This window comes from Staphylococcus sp. GDX7P312P, from assembly GCF_008385775.1.
GTDB classification, from domain to species: Bacteria; Bacillota; Bacilli; order Staphylococcales; family Staphylococcaceae; genus Staphylococcus; species Staphylococcus haemolyticus.
Genome location: NZ_VUKI01000005.1, coordinates 212034 through 229743 on the forward strand (window position 1 = coordinate 212034; position 17710 = coordinate 229743).

The window sequence follows — 17710 nt, forward strand, 5'->3', positions numbered from 1 at the left end:
ACCAATCACTAACTCTAAATTTACTTCCCTATGCTTTGCAACAAGTAATTTACTCTTTTTCTATTACATTTATTATAAAACTATTTCGTTAAATTTCATAATATCTTAAATTCACGCCATTTTTGGCATAAATGACGTTAGTTTGTCATGTTCGTTACCTTCAGTTCATTTTTGATACTATCTTTTGATATTGTAGTAACCTATGTCATTAAATGAGGTGTTATAGTGAATCTACCGTAATCAACAGCAAGACATATTGGGATGCATAATCTAAAAGGATATTAAAAGATAAGTAATTATGACTTTACTTAATTTAATTGCAATTTTAGATTACTTAAAAAAACCAATTTCTAAAGGAGATTATTTATTATGAAGAAATCAATTTTTGCATTAATGACAATGGTATCTTTAGGTGCCGCAGGATTAGAATCAGGTCAAGCACATGCGAGTGAAATGACACATAATCAACAAAATCAATCTTGTCAATATAATCAACATACACAATTACAACACAATCAACCATCTCATCAGAGTCAACATACTAATGTAGCATCAGCTGCAACTACACAAGCTAATACAACTAATGTTACTACTAACACATCATCTAGTAATACCGAATCTACAGCCGATAATAGTTCATCTAGTAACACTTCAAGTGATGACAATTCATCTAATGAAAGCTCATCTAGTGAAAGTACATCTTCAGTATACAAACAATTTATCGCAGCTGGTGGAACAGAAGAATTATGGGAGAAAATTGTCTTACCTGAATCAGGTGGAGACCCTAATGCGTCTAATGGACAATATCATGGTTTAGGACAGACAAATCAATCTTGGGGTTATGGCTCTGTCGAAACGCAAACAAAAGGCATGATTTCATATGCTAAAGAACGTTATGGTTCAATTGAAGCTGCAATTAGTTTCCGTGAATCTAACGGTTGGTGGTAAAATTTAACAGAACTTAGATTATTTTTAAATAACTTGAAAAGCCAGTAAATGAAATTAACATCATTTACTGGCTTCTTTATTCGTAATCATTATTTTCAGAAAAAAATCATTAAAATTAACAATGCTTTTGTTCAGAATCTATTCATCTTACTTTTACATAGTATCCGGTTCTGGATGTACATATACTGATGATATACCTTTACTATGTAAGTGATTCTCCACTCGATCACAAATATCATGTGCTTGTTGAAGGGACAAATGTGCATCAACAACAATCGTAACATCTAAAAATATGCTACTTCCATGGTAGCGTCCCTTAAGATTGTTCACATCTTTGACGTCATCCACTTCCAATACAACATTACGATATTCTTCAAGATCCTGTTCATTGAATCCATCGCTAAGTGCGAAAATTGACTCTCTAAAAATACCAAACCCGGTATAAATAATTAAAAATCCTAGAATCGTAGCTAAAATAACATCGACAATAGGTAAACCAAATTGAGTAAATACTAGACCAATTGCCGTACCCATACTAACTAATCCATCTGATAAGTTATCTTTTGCAGCGGACTTTAACGAACTACTCTTCGTTTTCTGAGCTAATCTCTGATTTATTGCAAACACACCTATCATAATTAACCCACTTATTAAACTTACAAATATTGTGACTACATTTGGTGTATTGTGCTCATTTGTAAATATTCTAGGTGCATTTTCAATCACAACTTGAATACCCACGAACATGATAATAAATGAAACCAACAACGTAGAAATATTTTCAGATTTCAAATGACCATAAGGATGATTTTTATCTGCTGGTTTTATTGAAATTTTCAATCCAACAATAACAGCTATAGATACAATAATATCTGTCATATTATTCAAAGCATCTGCTCTAACAGCCGCTGAATCAAAAACAAATCCAGTAATATATTTAGAAACAGATAAAATAATGTATACTACTAAACTTAAATAAGCCCCTCTTTGTGCCAATTTAAGATTTTCACTTTGAGACATTTTGTTAACCACCTTAAATGCTTTAATATCAATAGTATGTACTATCAAAATATGAATGACAACGTTTTTTGATTTCTATAAAATCCGTATAATTAATCTAATTAAATTTTTAGTAAAACCTAAATTTTACTTTAGCTAAAGCTATAAAATTGTCACTCTTTAAAGTCATTTGAAGTTTCGTATTATAAAAATAAATCGCCTAAAGTTGCACGTCATTTAATCCTTTAAAATCCACTTTGAAACAATAAATGTAATTGGAATAGTAATAATTAAACCTGCAAATGGTGCGATTTCAGATGGAAATTGAAACCACTTAACAAAGACATATAATAATAATGTTTGCATACCCATATTTATTACTTGAGTTAATGGAAAACTTAAAAATTTCTTAAGCGTTGGTCTTACTTTATAAACGAAATAACAATTTAAATAGTAAGAAATAACAAAACTTACTAAGAAACCAGCAATATGACTAATCATATAATTCACGTGAAATAATTTTAATAATAATAAATACACAATATAATAATTAAGGGTATTAATCCCCCCCACAATTATAAATTTAATAATCTCAAAGTGGGTTTGATTTAATTTCATCGTCTTTCTCCTTTGTCGTCATTTTTCTTTTTAATTTTCAAACGGCAATATTTTAAACGAATATTTCTCTGAAATATGATGAAACTCTTTGAAGTTAGTTAAATCCGCTTCATCTGATGGTGTAATTTCAAATAGATAAGTTTCATAAGGTAAATGTGATAATGTGATGTGACGCTTATTGCTATCAATTTGCGATTGTACATCTTCTAGTCGTTGTTCACTACGCATATGTACATCAGTGAAAATAATTATATTTATAATCGCAAAGATAAGTATACAACTTTTTAAAAGATTATAATGGTTCAACGTCAAAATGCTTAATTCTGAAATTAAACTAATAAGTACAATTATAAAAAGTAAATATGCTAAATAAAATTGTCGAACTGAAACTTCAGTAATTAAAATAATCGGTAACACGCTAATAGGAATAGAAACAAGTGACATAAAAACCAACAATCGTTTATATGGTAATTGAATGACTAACTTACATGAAATTGCAATGCTAATCATCATTATAAGACACAATAGAGTATTAATGACTTCAAACGTAAATGTCTCTGACAATTGTTTCAAATTAAAAGGTTCATATATAAAAATTTTATATATAGGCAAAATACAAATACCTATTTGTAAAATGATTCGCTTTATTGTAGGTAAAGTTAAGAACGCGCTACTTTTTAATAGCAATATCATTAGAATAATCACTATTAAGGATAAAATAATAACATTATTAAAAAAGAGATATCTTGAAATATCTTTTAGAAGTGATATTTCGAACTTATGGTTTAACCCAAGCATGTCTAAGTGTCCTCTTAATGCCTCAACACTTGAAAAGATATAAATATATTTATCATTTAATAGCATCACCATCGCACCACATAATGAAAGCAACCAACCAAGTACTAGACTATAGTAAAGCTTATGATTGCGTATGGCATAATAAATCATTCCTACAAGTAATATACTGGCATTATAAAAAGCTAAAGGCTCAGCAAACCACTGTCCCAATATACATATTAGCCAAAATATAAAAACTTCTATACGACTAAATTCATCTTTATTAAGTAATATTTTTATTATAAAACTTAAGATATATAAAGAAAAACATGTGCCAAAAACATATGTATAAAAAAATTCAAAATTACCATAGCTTTGTGCAAACAAGGAATTGGGTATAATAAATAATAAAACAGTGCTTAATATTAAATAATTTGTGTCACCAAACTGATTCAATAATCTTAATAAAAGTACCACGATAAAGATTGATATAAACGCAAATGATAATGTACGAAGTAATATAGAATGGACACTTGCAAATTCTAATAAATTGCTAATGTATCTGCCATTAAAATTATTAAAAGCATTACTGACCACTTGTATACCGTGGCCACTACCCCAAAACCAATCTGTACTATGTAAAGGGATAATGTAGCCTAAATAGCCATAATATAGGATCAATCCAATCATCCAGATGTAAAATTCATGATGTTTAAGTCTATGCATGTCGAACTCCTTTATGTCATAAGGTTAATTAAATTAGCACTCGTTTTGGCTCAACTAATTATATTATATTCTTTTTTTATTAATTATACATTCAAACATTATTTTATACTAATTTTAAATATATAAACTATTGGAGGTCTACTAAGATGAATCTTAGAAAAATAGTCATTGCCACTGATTCATTTAAAGAGAGCATGTCAGCTAAAGAAGCTGGTTTAGCAATACAAGATGGTTTCAAGAAAATATTTCATGAAGATATTCACTATGACATTATTCCAATGGCAGATGGTGGTGAAGGTACAACGGATGCTTTAAAGGAAGCGCATAATGCAAATACGTACACCATTCCAGTTCATGACCCATTGCATAGAAACATTGAAGCTTCATATGCACGTTCCCAAGATAATCAAGTAGCTATCATTGAAATGGCTGCATCATCAGGACTAGATTTATTGACAGATGAAGAACGTAATCCACTTATTACATCTACTTACGGTGTTGGAGAAATAATATTAGATGCGTTTGATCATCATGTTACTAAGATCATTTTAGGAATTGGAGGAAGTGCTACCAATGATGGCGGTAGTGGTATGTTATGTGCATTAGGCGCTCAATTTCTTGATTCTAAAAATCAACCTTTAAAACTCGGTGGCGGCTACTTATCTGAGCTAGCAAAAATTGACATCTCAAACTTAGATCAAAGACTTAAGCACGTCACATTTGAAGTTGCTTGTGATGTGACAAACCCGTTATTAGGTGCTAATGGTGCAACTGAAATCTATGGTCCTCAAAAAGGTGCTGACGCTAAGATGATACCAAAGTTGGATTCCGCACTTACAACCTATCATGATATGATAGAACGAGAACTAAATATAAGTGTTAAAGATATTCCAGGTGCTGGTGCTGCCGGTGGATTAGGTGCAGGTATCCTCGCATTCTTCAATGCGTCACTTTCTAACGGTATTGATATTGTATTAAAAGAAACTGACTTTTCGAGAAGAGTGCAGGATGCAGATCTTGTTATAACTGGTGAAGGAAAGATGGATGCTCAAACGGTCTTTGGTAAAACACCTATCGGAGTAGCTAAAGTAGCAAAAGAACATCACGTTTCTTTTATAGCTATTTGTGGTAGTCTTGGCGAAGGATACCAAGATGTTTATAAGCATGGCATTGACAGTGCATTTAGTTTAATTGAGCAACCAGAATCATTGCCAACATTATTAAATAACGCTAAACAAAACATGACACATACTGCTGAAAATATTGCAAGACTATTGAAACTAACTATTTAAAATATGAGGTGACTATCATGAAACGAACAGACAAATATAAAGATTCTTACAAATATGATGAACAATATCGCAAGCGTAACCGACAAAGCGCAGAGGAACGTGCGCGTCATGAGCGACGCGAAAGTCAAGAAGCATACAATCGTAGCAATTCACGTTATCGAGATGATGATCCGAGATATCGTAATGATGACCATCGATATCAAGATGATTATGATTATCGTGAGGATTATCGCCGACGTAATGATGAATACGATGAAGATGGTAATAGATACTATAACGATCGTGACTTTAGACGCGAGCAACAGTTAGAAGAAGAGAACGAAAAAAATAAGAAATCTAAAAAATGGCTAATTGCTATTATTGCAATATTGTTGATTATCGTAGCGGTATTTGCCACAAGAGCAATACTTAATAACAATAGTAGTGATAACCAACAAACGAATAATGCTTCTAATGACAACAATGTTTCTAAAGATTATAAAAATGAAGTTCAAAACCAAAGTGATAATATCAAACAACAAGTAGAAGATGCTAAAAATGACATTAAGGATAAAGTCGATACTGACTCAAGAATTAAACAAATTCAAGAGGATGTTAATAACTTAAAAAATAGCGAACAAACTGGTGAAGTTTCTAAATTAACTAAATTTTATCAAGAGCAAGTCAATAAATTAAAAGAAGCTAATAATGCTCAACAAAATAACGAAAGCCAAAGTAAAGTTAATGACTTACTCAACGATGTAAATACAAAATTTGATGAAATTAAAGAGAAATTAAATAGTATTCTTGGAAATTCAAGTGATACAAATTCACAATAATTGGCCTGTTTGAGAAAGCATATATTCAAAACTTTTCGAACGGCAATCAACCTATATTAGGCGACACGATGAATTCTGTGTCGCTTTTTTTATTTTGTAAATTACAAATATACAAAAAACCTTTATAATGTAGTTTGCAAACTTTTTAAGGAGAAACATTATGCAACCTTCAACTCATACAAAATTACCCCTATTGCTTCTAATAGTATTAGGTGTAATGACTGCATTTGGACCTATGATTATTGATATGTATTTACCCGCATTACCTGAAGCACAACATCAATTTAGGTCATCAACATCTGAAATACAACTTACATTATCATTTGCAATGATAGGTTTAGCACTTGGCCAATTCCTATTCGGCCCATTATCTGATGCATATGGTCGTAAAAGAATGGGTCTTATCATATTATGTATATTTTTCTTAGCTACACTTAGTGGCGTATTCGCTACTAACCTAATTTTATTTTTATGTATTCGTTTTATCCAAGGGTTTACAGCCGGTGGTATTATCGTTATAGCCAAAGCTTTCGCTGGAGATAGATACGAGGGCGATTTATTAGCAAAATTTCTAGCATCCCTAATGGTCGTGAATGGTATTGTTACTATCATCATGCCATTACTCGGTGGACTATCATTAACACTTGGATCATGGAGAATTGTATTCATCATCCTAACATTTATAAGTCTATTAGTACTATTAGGCCTCGCTACAATGATGCCAAAAACACATAAATCGGAACACAAATCACTTAACTTTAAAGACATTTTATTAGATTTCGGTAGTCTAATGAAAAAACCACGATTCATTATTCCAATGTTGCTACAGGGGTTAACGTATGTAATGTTATTTAGCTTTTCATCCGCTTCTCCATTTATCACGCAAAAAATTTATAATATGACACCTCAACAATTCAGTATCATGGTCGCTGTTAATGGTGTCGGTTTAATTATCGTGAGTCAGATCGTTGCACTTCTTGTAGCTTATATTAATCGTTTCAAACTTATGATTTATTTAACCTTAATTCAAGTTGTAGGTGTCATTTTAATTGTGATTACACTTGCAGTTCATGGTCCCTTATGGATTTTACTTATCGCATTTTTCTTAAATGTATGTCCTGTTACGTCTATTGGGCCACTTGGTTTTTCAATGGCAATGGAAGAACGTACTGGTGGTAGTGGTAATGCGTCTAGTTTATTAGGACTATTCCAATTTATACTTGGTGGTATTATCTCTCCTATTGTAGGACTCAAAGGACAATATGACGCAACCCCATATATTTTCGTTATTATGATAACAGCAGTCATTTTAATAACACTACAAGTGATTTATTTTAGAAATCATCGTAAACCAGCATAATAAATCTTTTATTCAATATAACTAGAAGATTAAGATAAAGGATTAAAATGCTACATAAAATCATGCAGTAGTCGACTAAACTGAGAAGATGCTCATATCGAGCTTTTCTCAGTTTTTTGCATTTCATTTTAAAATGAGTGCATTAATTTTAAATCAAAGTTACTCGTTCACAATATTTTAATAACTTTCCAACAAATAGGTGACAGCTATATTTTTTCTAATTGATAATCATTATTAACGATTATAATGAGAGTAAATAAAGGAGGAGTTTTAATGATTACAAATGAATCTATCGTTGCAGAAATTGTTACTGATATCCCACTAAGTGCTGATATATTTAGAAAATATGGCATCGACTTTTGTTGCGGTGGCAATATATCTATAAATGAGGCAGTTAAAAATAAAAAAGTTGATGCAGAAACTTTAATAGATGAGATTAATGAACTTCCAAACCATGATCAAGGAAACATTAATGTGAAATATCTAGATGCACCGTCATTAATTCAATATATACAATCTCGCTATCACGAAACAATGCGAGAAGAATTTAAGAATCTATCCCCTTATGTTACAAAAGTGGCTAAAGTTCATGGACCAAACCATCCATTTCTAATTCAGTTACAAGATTTATATCGTCAATATCGAGATGGTATGCTTGAGCATATGGCTCAAGAAGATGAACATGATTTCCCAGCGTTAATTAAACTTTCTCGTGGTGAACAAGTAGATCATTCATCTGATATCATTCAAAGCTTAGTTGACGACCACACTCAAACAGGACAATTACTTGAAGATATGCGTGAATTAACTAACCAATATCAACCTCCTAGTGAAGCTTGCCAAACTTGGAGATTAGTATATCATCGTCTAGAGAATTTAGAACGTGAAACGCATGAACATGTACATTTAGAAAATCACGTACTCTTTAACAAATTTAGTTAGAACAGGAAGTGTTGACTATGGTGACTAAAATAGCCGGCCATACATTTTTAGCACAATTAGGAAAGAAACGTTTACGTCCAGGTGGTGTGTTAGCAACAAATTGGCTTATAAATAAAGGACACTTCTCCAGTGATAAACGTGTTTTAGAAGTAGCTTGTAATATGTGTACAACGTCTATTGAATTAGCTCAAAAGTATAATTGCCACATTGAGGGCGTAGACTTAAATAAAACCGCTTTAGAAAAAGGTAAACTAAATGTTTCGAAACGCAATTTAGATAATCTTATTCATTTAACGCAAGCCAATGCTATGAAATTACCTTTTGAAGATCAGAGTTTTGATATTATTTTAAATGAAGCGATGCTAACAATGTTGCCTTATCAGATTAAGGAAAAAGTGCTAAATGAATATTATCGAGTTTTAAAGCCGAATGGCATTATACTTACACATGATATTGCAATTATTAATAGACAAGAGGCATCAACGGTCATTGATGAATTAAGTAACGCCATCAATATGAAAGTCACACCTTTATCGCCTGAAGATTGGTATCAACTCTATCAAGAAGCTGGTTTTTCAAATATTGAGTCTAAAGTAGGTCCACTATCTTTAATGACTCCAATAGGTATGATTCGAGATGAAGGCCTCCTTGGTACGTTAAAAATTATAAAAAACGCTCTAAAACCAACTAATCGCAAAATGTTTATCAAAATGTTTAAAACAATGCGTAAACATAAAAAGAATATGAATTATATTGTTCATGCAATTAAAGTATAACAAGAACTGAGAAACGCTTAAAAGAGCGCCTCCTCAGTTCTTTTAATTACTGTATTTTATAGTTTTGTAATACCTATTTTATCTCAATCTCTTGTCTAATCTTCTATAGGAATCCAAATTTCCGTAATGTAATCACTACTTTGGGTATTTCCTGGTAAATAATGTTCAAACATAGGTGCTCTAATCGTCTTAAATTTAGCTTGAGGTAAGAACTCTTGATAGATTTTAGGCATTATCGATTTAATCGCTTCGGGAACTTTTCCTTTCGCATCTATAACGACATACTTATGAGCTGATAATTCGAGTGTATTAAAGTGCGAATTATTATTATTCGAATTATCACAAGGTACACCAATGAAATATTCGAAATGATTATCTTCTTTCTGTAAAATGACGCCTAACAATCCTGATAATGTTTGATTACTAAGTTCTATTAAATCATCTACAACCCCATCATAATTTACTTTGTGCCAAAATGACGGTATATCTTTTTGCATCTCATCGCCACTCTCATACTTTCTTAAGACACCGATGAGTTGAACATGATTTAACTGTTCCAATTTATATTGTATTGCCATTCAAATATCCCCTTTTTCATTTATTCTATATCAATAAAGTCAAAATCCATATTAATATACGAGATGACCACTAAGGTATATAATAAATTTACTTAAATTAAGTGATGTAAATCATAAAAGCGTCTTTGAGGAGAATAAGGATGAAAAGAACGATATTATCAATCAAACCAATTAGCCAATTATTTCCAATTCCAATGGTCATGGGCTGTGAAGGTGTTTCAGCAGCAATGTTACTTCAATATAATGGTCATAATATTAAAGCAACTGAAATTATGAAACATTGGCCCAAACATCCTAATAATCCCTATAAAGGTTATGTGGGTCATCACTTACTTGTCAAATTGGGTCATCATCAAACCATCTTTCCAGATGCTTATGTTCCATATTTACAAACAATTGATTCACGTATTGTTGATGGCACAGGTACTGACCTAACATCGTTAGAGACTGTAATCGATTCAGGTCAACCGGTCATCATGTACCACACGAGTTTAGGACGTAAACCATTCCGAAAACACTTTACATTTGATGATAATGAGAAAGAACTCGTTTCTAACATTCATGTTACGCTATTAATTGGTTATGATGATAAATATTACTATTATATAGACCCCTTATGGATTCATTTATTTAAATTTGTTATCTTTCCTGCTATAGTTCCTAATCGCTTTCAAATTATTAAAATTGCAAAGTCGAAATTAAAACGTAGCTTTAACGCTCCTGGTCGTACATGTATTTATCTTAAAGTAAACATCAATGATTAATAGTAACTGTTAAGTGAGATTGCGATAATTTAAAATACTTCCCAATCTCACATTATTTTATTCATCACTAATATCAAATGTTACTAAAGCGTTATTGATTTCTTGATTAATATCACTCGTTCTCCATTGTCGTTGATACCCTAAGCAGGGACAAATATATGTGATGCCATTTTCATTAATCACCTTGCGAAAATGCACATGCCCCATAATGCTATAACGAATGGAATAGGTTGAATAAAACTCATCAAAGTCCTTAGTACCAATATAAGCATTAAAGAAATCAAAAATGCGATGCGGCATAGGTACTATAAATTGAGGATGCGTAACAATGTGTGTCATTAAAATAACATGTTTATCTTTCACTTGTTCTAAGTCTTCTTGTATTTGTTTGGCCGCCTCTTTAGATAACACTCTATCATCAATATCCCAATCAATTTTCACTTTATCTTGCCATGTGGCACCATAATATTTCCCTCTTTTAATTCGATCCAAATCAAATTTGCTATCCGCATAGCTATAATCATACCAAGCTGTATGTCCAACAATTGCCCAATTATTATTAATAATATAAGGTTTTCCGATTAAACAATCTGGCTTGCTAGCATAAAATTCATAAATTTGCTTTGAACTGAGTGATGCTTCTGAAGTCCAATAGTCATGATTACCAGGCACGAATAAGATTGGTATACTGCATTTTTCTTTTAAGTCTTGAATAAATTGATAACCTTGCTGAAAATGATTAGACATATCTCCTGCAATTAATAATAAATCAACACTTCTTTGTTCCACAATATGGGCGAGTGCATCAAGATATGCTTGTGGCTCTAGTTTAGGATGTCGATCGATATGTAAATCTGAAATTGCACCTATCTTCATTAATGTCTTCCCTCTTACTTGTTTTGAATTGAAATCATTATGTCATAGTTATTATTAATAATAAATAAATCTGTTTATTAAATTTTCAGAAATTTGTTTATATTTTATACAATAAAGAGTATAATAAAATTACCTTTTAGCAAAGTTACATAATTTGTGAACAATTAATATCAAAATCGCTTTTTATCTAAAATTTAACAGCTATTGAACAAACGCTATACTTTGTTAAAAGAAAAAATTTTTACATAAAAAAGAAAGCGTTTACAACTAAAAAATTTAAAAATCGCATCATTGCTTTCTAAGGAGGAAGTATATGGCTAGACAGTTGGAAAGAGAACTAAACAACAGGCATATTCAATTAATTGCGATTGGGGGCGCAATTGGTACAGGATTATTCCTAGGTTCAGGACAAACAATTGCTTTAACAGGACCTTCCCTTTTACTAACATACATGATTATTGGTATGGTCATGTTTGCATTCATGCGAGCACTTGGAGAATTGTTATTAAGTAATACACGCTTTAATTCATTTGTAGATATTGCGAACGAATACATAGGTCCCTTTGCCGGATTTGTCATTGGGTGGACATATTGGCTCGCTTGGATTGCTTCAAGTATGTCAGATTTAACAGCAATGGGACAATATTTTAGTTTTTGGTTCCCACAAGTTCCACATTGGATCACCGTCTTGTTCATAGTATTAATGTTAATCTCTTTTAACATGTTAGGTGCAAGATTATTCGGTGAATTGGAATTTTGGTTCTCAATTATCAAGATTGTTACTATTATTGCGATGATTATCGTGGGACTTGTCATGATATTCTTCTCATTTAAAACATCTTATGGTCATGCATCGTTTAGTAACTTAACTAATCACGGTGGTATCTTCCCTAATGGACCATTTGGATTCTTAATGGCATTCCAAATTGCAGTTTATTCATTTATTGGTATTGAACTTATCGGTGTAACTGCTGGTGAGACGAAAGACCCTAGAAATGTAATCCCTAAAGCAATTAATAACGTGCCTATACGTATCTTATTATTTTACGTCGGTGGTTTATTAGTCATCATGTCGGTTATTCCTTGGAATAAAATAGACTCAAATAGTAGTCCATTCGTAACGATGTTTAGTTTAATCGGCTTACCATTTGCTGCCGGACTAGTAAACTTTGTAGTATTAACTGCGGCTGCATCAGCAACAAACAGTGGTATTTATTCTAATAGTCGTATTTTATTCGGACTTGCTAAACAAGGGTTAGGACCTAAAGTTTTAAGCAAAACAAATGGTAGCAGTGTTCCATACTTATCTATGCTAGTGTCATCTGGCACCTTATTAGCAGCAGCATTGCTTAATTTTATTTTCCCAGATGCCATTAAATTATTTATTTATGTTACAACACTATCAACTGTCCTATTCTTAGTAGTGTGGGCAATGATTATCATTTCTTATATTGTTTTCGTTAAAAAGAATCCAGAAGAACACCATAAGAATAAATTTAAACTCTTTGGTGGACTTAAGACAGCCTATGTCGTACTCGCATTTTTCGCGTTTGTGTTTGTACTACTATTCTTTAGCGAAGATACAAGAGCGGCCATTTTCATTTCACCAATTTGGTTTATCTTCTTGTTCATCTTTTATAGAAAATACAAGTCTAATGCAGAAGACTTAGCAGAACGAACTCGTAGTCAAGGTCGTAATTCAATTAATTATTAATCATCACATTAATTAATTGATAAACGAAATTTTTCAATTTATAAAAGCAAATAAAACTGAGAAGATGCTTAAATCAAGCTTTTCTCAGTTTTTATATTTTTATGATCTTAACTCTGTCCTTACTATAATAAAACTTTATTCAACTACTCCCACTTTTAAACATCTCAAGTAACTCTAAATTGATAACCACTTTAATTCATATATCCGTTTATAGACACTTAAATATGGTAAATAGATAAAATAATAATCATAAAATATTTTGTTAAATATGTTGCCATTTTTGGTAGCTTATCATGTCACATGGTAAACTATTAGTATTCATTTTATAAAGGAGTTATTCATGGAGCTATTAGAAGCATTTTTATTATTTATATTCGCAGTTATTATTAGTTCTATTATTTATAATAGGTTCCCTAAAATTCCTACTGCTTTTATTCAAATCGCATTGGGTGTTTGCTTATTTGTACTACCTATTCCAATGCACTTTGAATTTGAATCGGAAGTCTTTATGATGGCTGTTATCGCCCCTCTGCTATTTGTGGAAGGCACTCATATTTCCAGAACAAAGTTACTTGAGTATCGTAAACCGATTGTTCTTATGGCAATGGCCCTTGTATTTACTACCGTTATTGGTGTAGGTTTCTTTATTCACTGGATTTGGGCTGACTTACCAATGCCAGCCGCATTTGCAATTGCTGCAATTCTGTGCCCTACTGATGCAGTCGCAGTTTCCGCAATTACTAAAGGTAAGATATTACCTAAAGGGTCAATGTCAATTCTTGAAGGTGAATCATTACTTAATGACGCCGCAGGTATTATTTCATTTAAAATTGCAGTTACTGCTCTTGTAACTGGTAGTTTTTCAGCGTTTGATGCAATTGGCCAATTTATTATTTCAACTATTTTAGGTGTGTTAATTGGTGTCATTGTTGGCGCACTAGTCGTAACTTTAAGAGTTTATTTAACGGCCAATAAAGGCATGAAAGATAGTAATACGTTAACATTCATTCAATTACTTACTCCTTTCGCCGTTTATTTTATTGGCGAAGAGCTTCACGCATCAGGAATTATTGCCGTAGTTGTCGCTGGTTTAATCCATGGTTTAGAACGCGACCGTTTAATTCGTGCTCAAACGGAATTACAAATGAACTATAACCAAATATGGAATACGCTAAGTTATGCATTAAATGGCTTTGTATTTGTAGTGTTGGGATATATCGTTCCCGAAGTAGTTATGGAAATTATTCATGACGAACCACAAAATATTGTATTTTTAATTACAACCGCTCTATTAATTGCGCTAGCAATTTATGTATTTAGGTTTGTTTGGGTGTACTTATTATTTAAAGATTTTTATTATCCAAACAACGTTCAATCTTATTTAGATGATGAAGAAGATACTAGACCACCGAAGCGTAATCACTATGCCTTTATTATGACGATGTGTGGGATACACGGTACCATTTCCTTATCAATGGCATTAACACTTCCATATATGATGGATGGTAACCAAGAGTTTATATATCGTAATGATCTATTATTCATCGCTTCATTTATGGTATTAACTAGCTTAATTCTCGCTCAAGTTGTTCTACCATTTATCACACCATCTGAAAAGGTCTCAGAATTTAAAGGTATGTCCTATCAATCAGCTAAAATATTCATGGTTCAACATGTACTTGATACTTTTAAAAAGAAAAACTCTGAAGAAAAAAGTATGGATTATCGACCAATATTAAATCAATATTTTAATGAGTTATCATTCTTAATCAATATGGAACCGGACAATAAAAATACGAAGGAATTACGTCGCCTTCAAGAAATAGCTGAAGAAGAAGAAACAAGAACACTAGAGCGATTAATCGAAAAAGAAAGAATTACTAAGAAGGATTTAACAGACTATCGCAATATTATGGAATTCAGTCAATCTTATCGTGAAATGTCTATCCTAAGAAAAATAAGTCGTTTCTTTAAATTGATTGGCTTACGATTTAAAGCTCGTAAAGAATCACGAAAAGAGGCACATCGCATTCATAAAGAAAACCGTGCATTATTAAAAGAAGAACATCATGCTACATCAGAACAAAATAAAATGGATATTAAAGCTAAGCGTGAAGAATATAAAGCTGAACGTCAAAAAGTAAAAGACGATAAAAAGGCACAAAGAGAAGAATTTGCAAATAGTTTTAACAAAGTGCAACAATTAATGCGTGTTGTTAATCACAATATTATTATGAAAATGCGTCAAGAACAAAATAGTTCAAATGTCTTAGAAGTGAGTTTAATTATTAACCAATATCACAACCTATCTCGTACGATTCGTCACAATAAGAATAGAAAGCAACAAAGAAATCAAAACAAAGAAGTATATGAACTTACTACACAGCAACAACAAGATGTAAAATTGGAAGCATTATACATTCAACGTACCATTTTAGATGAATTAATTTCACGAAATAAAGTAACTAATGAAGTTGCAACCCAATTACGAGAAAACATCAATTACAATGAAATCGTTCTAGCACATGAAGTAAGCAACGCTCACTAAAAATCAACTAAAGCCCATAGATAATGTAACCTTGCATTATCTACGGGCTTTTCTATAAGTTTATTTGTGTAATTTAAATGGTACAGTTGCTAAAATAACATTCTTTTGATAGAACAAGTGCATTTTTAATCTAATACTCGTTTGATTGTGTAAGAAATTATGCCAAGATTTTTTTGTAATAAACTGAGGCACAACAACTGTAATGACATAATTTTTATCATTCGCTTTTTTATTGATCTTATCAATAAATCTTGAGATTGGTCTGATGACACTACGATATTCAGAATGTAAGATGACTAAGCGCACATCTGGATAATGACGTTGCCATTTTTCAGCAAAGCATTTATCCGCTTCATCACCAAAGGAAACATGTACTGCTATAACATCATCAGCAATCATTTGAGCATAATACACTGATTTATCAATAGCTGATGTAATCGTACTTACAGGAACAATTGCTAAATTTTTATCAACGATTGGCATATCTTGTACCATCGCTGTCGATTTCAACTGTTTAGCGATATCTTTATAATGACCTTTGATACGTAGGAATACAATCACAATCAAAGGTAAAAATATCAATATTGGCCATACATGGCTAAACTTAATGATCAAGAAAATCATAAATACGATAAATGTAATTGTTCCACCTATCGCGTTGGCAATCAATTTATGAGACCACCCTTTCTCTCTGCCTCTAATCCATTTAAGTACCATGCCATATTGTGCTAATGTGAACGGAATAAATACACCTACAGCATAGAGTGGAATTAAGTTCTCAGTTTTACCATCAAAAATGATAATAAGCAAGATAGCCCCAACACCTAAAGTAATGATAGAGTTCGAATAACCTAAGCGATCTCCTCGAACACTAAACATACGAGGCATATATTTATCTTTTGCCATGCTAGCGGCAAGCATTGGGAATGCGGTAAATCCTGTATTCGCTGCTAAAACTAAAATCATTACTGTCGTAGCTTGAACAAAGTAATAACCAGCATTGTGTCCTAGAATGTTCATTGCTAATTGAGACAATACGGTCGTTTCAGTCTCAGGCATTACGCCGTACCAATAGGCTAAACCTACAATGCCTACTAATAGAAATGCAAGAATGCCACCCATTGTAACTAATGTTTTAACAGCATTCTTCGGACCAGGATCTTTGAAATTTGTTACCGCATTAGATATAGCTTCGACGCCTGTTAAAGATGATGCCCCAGACGAGAATGCTTTTAATAGTAGGAATAGCGTAACACCAGGTACAGCTGTTCCTACTGTTGCGTGCATATGTGGTTCAGCTTGGCCAGTTGCAACTTTCCATACTCCTACAACAATCATAATAATTAACCCGATAATAAATAAATACACTGGATAAGACAATACTGTAGCAGATTCTGTCAATCCACGTAAATTCATTATTAAAATAAATAGTACTAGTAAACATGCAATCAATACTTTGTGATGATATAGTGACGGAAATGCAGCTACAAACGCATCTGCACCAGAAGCGATACTTACCGCTACAGTTAAAATATAATCAACAAGTAATGAACCACCAGCTACTAGTCCCCATTTTTCTCCTAAGTTAGTCTTAGAAACCATATAAGCCCCGCCACCCTTAGGATAAGCATAAATGACTTGGCGGTATGACAAGATTAAAGCTGCTAACAGTACTAATACTGCACATGCAATTGGTAACGTGTACCATGACGCCATAGCACCAGCGACTGCGAGTGTAATCAAAATTTGCTCCGGACCATAGGCTACTGATGACAATGCATCCGAAGAAAGTATTGCTAAAGCCTTGAAATTACTGATTTTTTCATTTTTCAAATCACGATTTCTTTTAGGTTTACCAATTAAAAGTCTTTTAAATTGAGTGAACATAATACTCTTTACCTCTTTATATTCAAATTCAATGGATAAAATATACTCCCATTTTGATAAAAAGTATAGATGCCCCCACTATTTTAA

The 17710-nt window shown here is 32.2% G+C and carries 15 protein-coding genes; 9 read left to right on the forward strand and 6 right to left on the reverse strand.

Annotation, left to right across the window (positions count from 1 at the left end; genetic code table 11):
- Positions 1–369 precede the first annotated feature (369 nt).
- Positions 370–948, forward strand: a complete 579-nt coding sequence (locus F1592_RS13985) for an aggregation-promoting factor C-terminal-like domain-containing protein (protein ID WP_037535742.1) — start codon at positions 370–372, stop codon at positions 946–948.
- Positions 949–1101: 153 nt separating this feature from the next.
- Here the strand turns inward: F1592_RS13985 and F1592_RS02810 are convergent, their stop codons facing one another.
- The 3 genes from F1592_RS02810 to F1592_RS02820 form a co-directional block, all read right to left on the reverse strand.
- Entirely contained in the window at positions 1102–1968 is an 867-nt protein-coding gene (locus tag F1592_RS02810; RefSeq protein WP_037535740.1) for a cation diffusion facilitator family transporter, read from the reverse strand.
- 216 nt (positions 1969–2184) lie between these two features.
- On the reverse strand, positions 2185–2565 hold the full coding sequence (locus tag F1592_RS02815; RefSeq protein ID WP_011274958.1) for a GtrA family protein: 381 nt from the start codon (positions 2563–2565) through the stop codon (positions 2185–2187).
- Between the two features lie 30 nt (positions 2566–2595).
- A complete protein-coding gene (locus F1592_RS02820; RefSeq protein ID WP_053016541.1) occupies positions 2596–4068 on the reverse strand; it encodes a hypothetical protein in 1473 nt (490 codons plus the stop codon).
- Between the two features lie 146 nt (positions 4069–4214).
- Here F1592_RS02820 and F1592_RS02825 point away from each other — a divergent pair, with 146 nt between their 5' ends.
- The 5 genes from F1592_RS02825 (at position 4215) to F1592_RS02845 (ending at position 9256) form a co-directional block, all read left to right on the forward strand.
- The gene (locus tag F1592_RS02825) at positions 4215–5360 is read left to right on the forward strand and encodes a glycerate kinase (protein WP_149809406.1); all 1146 of its coding nucleotides are present in this window, start codon (positions 4215–4217) and stop codon (positions 5358–5360) included.
- A 17-nt stretch (positions 5361–5377) separates the two neighbouring features.
- Positions 5378–6178 (forward strand): hypothetical protein, encoded by an 801-nt coding sequence (locus tag F1592_RS02830; RefSeq protein ID WP_053016537.1) that lies wholly within the window; start codon positions 5378–5380, stop codon positions 6176–6178.
- 160 nt (positions 6179–6338) lie between these two features.
- Positions 6339–7538 (forward strand): putative multidrug effflux MFS transporter TcaB, encoded by a 1200-nt coding sequence (gene tcaB / locus F1592_RS02835; protein ID WP_053016535.1) that lies wholly within the window; start codon positions 6339–6341, stop codon positions 7536–7538.
- A gap of 273 nt (positions 7539–7811) precedes the next feature.
- Complete coding sequence (scdA, locus tag F1592_RS02840; RefSeq protein WP_037535730.1) at positions 7812–8480, forward strand: iron-sulfur cluster repair di-iron protein ScdA; 669 nt, start codon at positions 7812–7814, stop codon at positions 8478–8480.
- 20 nt (positions 8481–8500) lie between these two features.
- A complete protein-coding gene (locus tag F1592_RS02845) occupies positions 8501–9256 on the forward strand; it encodes a class I SAM-dependent methyltransferase (protein WP_223197203.1) in 756 nt (251 codons plus the stop codon).
- Between the two features lie 95 nt (positions 9257–9351).
- Here F1592_RS02845 and F1592_RS02850 read toward each other — a convergent pair whose 3' ends face one another.
- The gene (locus tag F1592_RS02850; protein WP_107610039.1) at positions 9352–9834 is read right to left on the reverse strand and encodes a GyrI-like domain-containing protein; all 483 of its coding nucleotides are present in this window, start codon (positions 9832–9834) and stop codon (positions 9352–9354) included.
- Between the two features lie 140 nt (positions 9835–9974).
- Here F1592_RS02850 and F1592_RS02855 point away from each other — a divergent pair, with 140 nt between their 5' ends.
- Positions 9975–10598 carry a C39 family peptidase gene (locus tag F1592_RS02855; RefSeq protein WP_053016530.1) on the forward strand — a complete coding sequence of 208 codons (624 nt, stop codon included), beginning with the start codon at positions 9975–9977 and terminating at the stop codon, positions 10596–10598.
- Positions 10599–10655: 57 nt separating this feature from the next.
- Here the strand turns inward: F1592_RS02855 and F1592_RS02860 are convergent, their stop codons facing one another.
- Positions 10656–11474, reverse strand: coding sequence for a metallophosphoesterase (locus F1592_RS02860; protein WP_053016528.1), 819 nt, complete (start codon positions 11472–11474; stop codon positions 10656–10658).
- A gap of 313 nt (positions 11475–11787) precedes the next feature.
- Here F1592_RS02860 and F1592_RS02865 point away from each other — a divergent pair, with 313 nt between their 5' ends.
- Together F1592_RS02865 and F1592_RS02870 are read left to right on the forward strand one after the other, a co-directional pair.
- Positions 11788–13188: an amino acid permease gene (locus F1592_RS02865; protein WP_011274948.1), complete on the forward strand. Its 1401-nt coding sequence runs from the start codon at positions 11788–11790 to the stop codon at positions 13186–13188.
- Positions 13189–13528: 340 nt separating this feature from the next.
- Positions 13529–15736, forward strand: coding sequence for a cation:proton antiporter domain-containing protein (locus F1592_RS02870; RefSeq protein ID WP_149809404.1), 2208 nt, complete (start codon positions 13529–13531; stop codon positions 15734–15736).
- A gap of 60 nt (positions 15737–15796) precedes the next feature.
- On the opposite strand, the gene F1592_RS02875 is transcribed toward F1592_RS02870, so the two are convergent.
- Entirely contained in the window at positions 15797–17623 is a 1827-nt protein-coding gene (locus tag F1592_RS02875; RefSeq protein WP_149809403.1) for an APC family permease, read from the reverse strand.
- Positions 17624–17710: the final 87 nt, after the last annotated feature.